Source organism: Streptomyces huiliensis (genome assembly GCF_020037025.1).
GTDB lineage: Bacteria > Actinomycetota > Actinomycetes > Streptomycetales > Streptomycetaceae > Streptomyces > Streptomyces huiliensis.
In genome coordinates this window covers 1-795 of the sequence record NZ_JAIQLH010000344.1, presented here as the reverse complement: position 1 = coordinate 795, position 795 = coordinate 1, and the positions used below count along the sequence as shown (strand labels likewise).

Annotated in this window: 1 protein-coding gene; it reads right to left on the bottom strand. The window is 78.4% G+C overall.

The window, feature by feature from the left end; genetic code table 11:
• A partial coding sequence (locus JNW98_RS32910; RefSeq protein WP_223771962.1) for an aldehyde dehydrogenase family protein occupies positions 1-309 on the bottom strand: 309 nt, incomplete at its 3' end.
• Between the last annotated feature and the right edge of the window lie 486 nt (positions 310-795).

Genomic DNA, 795 nt, shown 5'->3' with positions numbered 1-795 from the left:
GGCGAGCAGGGCCTCGGCGTGCTCGGCGTACCAGCGCATGGCCTTGACGCACTTGGCCGCCTCCGCGCGGGCGGCGGCGAGCGGCTTGCCCATTTCGAGTGTCATCGTGCGGGCGACGTCCTCCGTGTCCTCCTCCAGGAGTTCGGCGGCGCGGCGGAGGAGCCGGGCGCGCTCGGCGAAGTCCCGGGTCCGGTGGTGGCGGAACGCGGCGGCCGCGGCGGCCAGCCGGTGCTCGATCCCTTCGGGGGCCAGGGCCTCGAACGTCTTGAGCGTCTCGCCGGTCGCGGGGTTCACCGTGGCGATGGGCATGGGCGTCCTTCCTCAGCGGCGGCTCAATGGCGGCTCGGCGACGGCCCGGCGGCCCGGCGGCCCTGCGGCCCGGCGGTCCGGCGGTCCGGTCGTTCGTCGGGGCGATACCGGCCGGAGCAATACCAGCCGGAGCGATACCGGACGACGCCCGGGCGGTACCGGACGACGGGTTCCGGCGCCGAAGTCTCCTCGTCTCGACCTTGCGGCCCTCCGCCTGCCCGCGCAAGGCGGCCCGTATACCGGCGGCGGCGGAGAGCCGTCCGCCCGTACGGCGGACGAGCCGACGGCGGACGAGCCGACGGCGGACGAGCCGACGGCGGACGAGCCGACGGCGGACGAGCCGACGGCGGACGAGCCGACGGCGGACGAGCCGACGGCGGACGGCCTCCCCCGGCCCCCGCGCTCCCCCGGCCCCCGCGCCCAACCGGCCCCGCGCCCAACCGGGTCCCCGGCCGTGCGGGCCACCCCCGGCCCGGAGGGCGGCCC